We start from the raw sequence: 3,706 nt of genomic DNA, 5'->3' as shown, positions 1-3,706 counted from the left end.
CCGCCAGGCGCGGGGCGCAACCGCCAGCGATTGCGCGACCGTGCGACCGTCGGCCAGCCGGGCGGAAAGCGAGGCCGTCGGCGCCGCATCCCGGTCGAACGCGATCAGGAAACGCCCGTCGCCATCCACCGGCACCGGCTGATCGTCCAGCCGCAGCGTGACCGTGCCGGCGGGCGCATTCCCCAGCAACGCGCCCCCCTGCACAGCCTGACCGGACAGGCGGAAGTCAGGCGCGGCAACCGGCCGGACTGGCGCCTGCGCCGTCGCCGCGCCGGCGAGACTGACGACCAAAGCAAGTGCAGCCAACCTCATCCCGTGCGACCGACTTTCTGCTCCGCCTCGACCGATGCCTGGGCGCTGGCATAGGGTTCCTGCCGGGCGATGCTCCAGTAGCGCAGATCCTCCAGCGCGATCCGCTGCCCCGTGACGGCGCACAGGACATGATCCCCCGCCTGCAACACGCGGAAACTATAGGGCATATAATGAAGTCGAGCGACACGGTCGCGGTTGGACATCAACATGGGTCGGCCTTTTCATTCATATGTCAGGAAAACAGATCCTGTTGCGCTTCCTTGGCGCTCCGCGGCTTGCAGGCCGGGCGCGGGGGGGAAGATATACCGGCGTCGGACGGCCGCTCAAGCGGCGCGTCCGGCTGTCCGACGGTCGCCTCGACCGTTCCATCCTGGAAGTGCAGGACCACCTGTCCCGCGTGCCGGGCGGCATCGACCGACTGGACCAACTGCCCCTGCGCCATCACCCTCGCATAACCGCGCCTGAGCGGAAGGTCGGGGTCGAGCGACGCGAAATGGCGCGACACCCGGTCGAAAGCGGTGGCGCAATCGCGATGCGCCCGGACCAGATAATCGGGCCGTAGCCGCAGCCGGTCGAGCCGCTCACTGGCGCGCGCCACATGCTGGTGCAGCAGCGCCGGCCGCAGCGCCCCGCCCGCCTGCCCCAGATGCGCGCGCGCATCGGCCAGACGATGGCGCAGACCGCCAACCAGCCCATCCGACAATTGATCCAGCCGCTGCCGCTGGGGGCTGAGCAGCATATCCGGGGTAGGCATCAGCCGCGCCTGCATGTCCAGGCGTTCCCTGGCCTGCGCCGCGCACCGGCGCACCGCCCGCCCAGCGCGCAATCCCATTTCCGACAGGCCCGCCAGCAACTCCGCGCGCACCGGCACCGCGATTTCGGCCGCGGCGGTGGGCGTGGGCGCGCGCCGGTCGGCGGCATGATCGCACAGGGTCGTATCGGTCTCATGGCCGACGGCGGAGATGATGGGAATGGTGCAATCGGCGACGGCGCGCACCACGATTTCCTCGTTGAAGCTCCACAGATCCTCGATCGACCCTCCACCACGCGCAACGACCACCAGATCGGGCCGGGGCAACGGCCCGCTGCCATCCATCGCAGAAAAGCCCCGCACCGCGCGCGCCACCTGCTCGGCCGCGCCCTGCCCCTGCACCAGCACCGGCCAGAGCAGCACATTGGTCGGGCAACGATCCGCCAGCCGATGCAATATGTCGCGAATGACAGCGCCGGTCGGCGACGTCACGACGCCGATGGTGCGGGGCAGGAACGGCAACGCCTTCTTGCGTTCCGGCGCGAACAGCCCCTCGCCCGCCAACTTGGCCTTGAGCTTTTCCAGCAACGCCATCAGCGCGCCTTCGCCGGCCAGTTCCATGCGATCGATCACGATCTGATATTTGGACCGGCCGGGATAGGTGGTGAGCTTGCCGGTGGCGATCACCTCCACGCCATCCTGCGGCGCAAAGGCCAACCGCTGCGCGCCGCCCTTCCACATCACCCCGTCGATGACGGCATTATCGTCCTTGAGGCACAGATACAGATGCCCCGACGCTGCCCGTTTGAAGCCGGAAATTTCGCCACGCAGGCGGACATGGCCAAAGCGATCCTCGACCGTGCGCTTCAGCAGGGAGGACAATTCGCTGACCGAAAGCGGCGGCGCGTTGTCGCCCGCCCGTTCCTCGGCTAACAGGCGGCCCGAACTGTCATAGACATCAAATTCCGGGGACATGGGCGAAATGAACATCCTTCTTCTGGGCGGCGGCGGCCGCGAACATGCGCTGGCGTGGAAGCTGGCGCAATCGCCCAGCCTCAAGACGCTCTATGCCGCGCCCGGCAACCCCGGCATAGCGCAGCATGCCACGCTGGTCGACCTTGATGCGGCGGACCATCGCACGGTGCTGGACTTCTGCATCCGCCATTCGATCGGCCTGGTGGTCGTCGGACCGGAAGCGCCGCTGGTCGATGGCCTCGCCGACAATCTGCGCACCATGGGCGTTCCCGTATTCGGCCCCAACAAGAAGCCGGCCCAACTGGAAGGGTCGAAGGGTTTTACGAAGGATCTGTGCCAACGCGCCGGCATCCCCACCGCCGCCTATGTCCGCGTCACCAGCAAGGATGGCGCGATCACCGCGCTCGACGATTTCGCGCTGCCGGTGGTCATCAAAGCCGACGGGCTGGCGGCGGGCAAGGGCGTCATCATCGCGCAAAGCCGTGACGAGGCGCTGGCGGCGCTCGATTCCATGTTCTCCGGCGCGTTCGGCAAGGCCGGCGAGGAAGTGGTGCTCGAAGAGTTTATGACCGGCGAGGAAGCCAGCTTCTTCGCGCTGACCGACGGCAGCTTCATCCTCCCCTTCGGATCAGCGCAGGATCACAAGCGCGTGGGCGATGGCGACACCGGCCCCAATACCGGCGGCATGGGCGCCTACAGTCCCGCCCGCGTGCTGACGCCCGAACTGGAAGCGCAGGTGCTGGAAAGGATCATCAAGCCGACCGTGGACACGCTGGCGGCAGAAGGCATTCCCTATTCGGGCGTGCTCTACGCCGGGTTGATGCTGACGGAAGCGGGGCCGAAGCTGATCGAATATAATGCCCGCTTCGGCGACCCCGAATGCCAGGTGCTGATGAGCCGCTTCGACGGCGATCTGGTCGAACTGCTGCTTGCAGTGGCGCAGGGCCGTTTGGCGGAACAGGGGCCGGTGACGCTGGCCGATCGCACCGCGCTGACCGTCGTCATGGCCGCGCGAGGCTATCCCGGCACGCCGGAAAAGGGCGGCTTCATCCGGGGTATCGACACCGCCGAACAGGAAGGCGCCAAAATTTTCCATGCCGGCACGGCCGACAAGAACGGCGCACTGGTCGCCAATGGCGGGCGCGTGCTCAACGTCACGGCCACCGGCGACACGGTGAGCGCAGCCCAGGCCGCCGCCTATGCGGCGGTGGATGCGATCGACTTTCCCACCGGTTTCTGCCGCCGTGACATCGGCTGGCGGGAAGTGGCGCGCGAAGGGCGCTAGGGCCGATCGACCTTTGCGGGCGGAGCCGGAGTAAAAAGGCGCGATGCCCTTGCCCCCGGCACGCAAGCGTCCTTAAATAGCGCCAACTCGCAAACAGGGAGACGATGCGCGATGCAGGAATTCTTCATGGACTATGGCTTGTGGCTGCTGATCGCGCTGCTGGTCATCATCGGCCTGGTGTTTCTGCTTTCGGGCAAGCGCAAGTCGACGGTCGATCCGGCGGCGGAGCCGGCAATCGCGGCCGAGGCAGAGCCCTTCGTCGCGGCAACGCTGCCGCCCGTCGTCAATCCCGTCGCCGTGCCGCCCGCCCCCGTCCCGGTCGAAGCCGCGCCAGAGCCGGTGGCGAAACCCGCTCCCGTCGTCGCGGCGGCCGAGCCTGTTCC

At 67.5% G+C, this 3,706-nt stretch carries 3 protein-coding genes and 2 pseudogenes; 2 read left to right on the top strand and 3 right to left on the bottom strand.

Annotated features, from left to right (window positions below; translation table 11 throughout):
• The 3 genes and pseudogenes from C100_RS31030 to xseA form a co-directional block, all read right to left on the bottom strand.
• A pseudogene (locus C100_RS31030) lies at positions 1-312 on the bottom strand (M23 family peptidase); the annotation flags it as partial.
• A complete protein-coding gene (locus tag C100_RS31025; RefSeq protein ID WP_024018934.1) occupies positions 309-521 on the bottom strand; it encodes a DUF2093 domain-containing protein in 213 nt (70 codons plus the stop codon). The pseudogene C100_RS31030 and the gene C100_RS31025, both read right to left, overlap by 4 nt.
• 23 nt (positions 522-544) lie before the next feature.
• On the bottom strand, positions 545-2,038 hold the full coding sequence (gene xseA, locus C100_RS31020) for an exodeoxyribonuclease VII large subunit (protein ID WP_024018933.1): 1,494 nt from the start codon (positions 2,036-2,038) through the stop codon (positions 545-547).
• 7 nt (positions 2,039-2,045) lie between these two features.
• Between xseA and purD the strand changes: the two genes are divergently transcribed.
• Together purD and C100_RS48745 are read left to right on the top strand one after the other, a co-directional pair.
• Positions 2,046-3,323 (top strand): phosphoribosylamine--glycine ligase, encoded by a 1,278-nt coding sequence (purD, locus tag C100_RS31015; RefSeq protein ID WP_031308854.1) that lies wholly within the window; start codon positions 2,046-2,048, stop codon positions 3,321-3,323.
• A 111-nt stretch (positions 3,324-3,434) separates the two neighbouring features.
• Positions 3,435-3,706 (top strand): annotated as a pseudogene (locus C100_RS48745) (hypothetical protein); the annotation flags it as partial.

The sequence above is a fragment of the Sphingobium sp. C100 genome, from assembly GCF_000508185.1.
GTDB lineage: Bacteria > Pseudomonadota > Alphaproteobacteria > Sphingomonadales > Sphingomonadaceae > Sphingobium.
The sequence above is the reverse complement of the archived record's forward strand: the minus strand, read 5'-3'. Positions and strand labels throughout refer to the sequence as shown.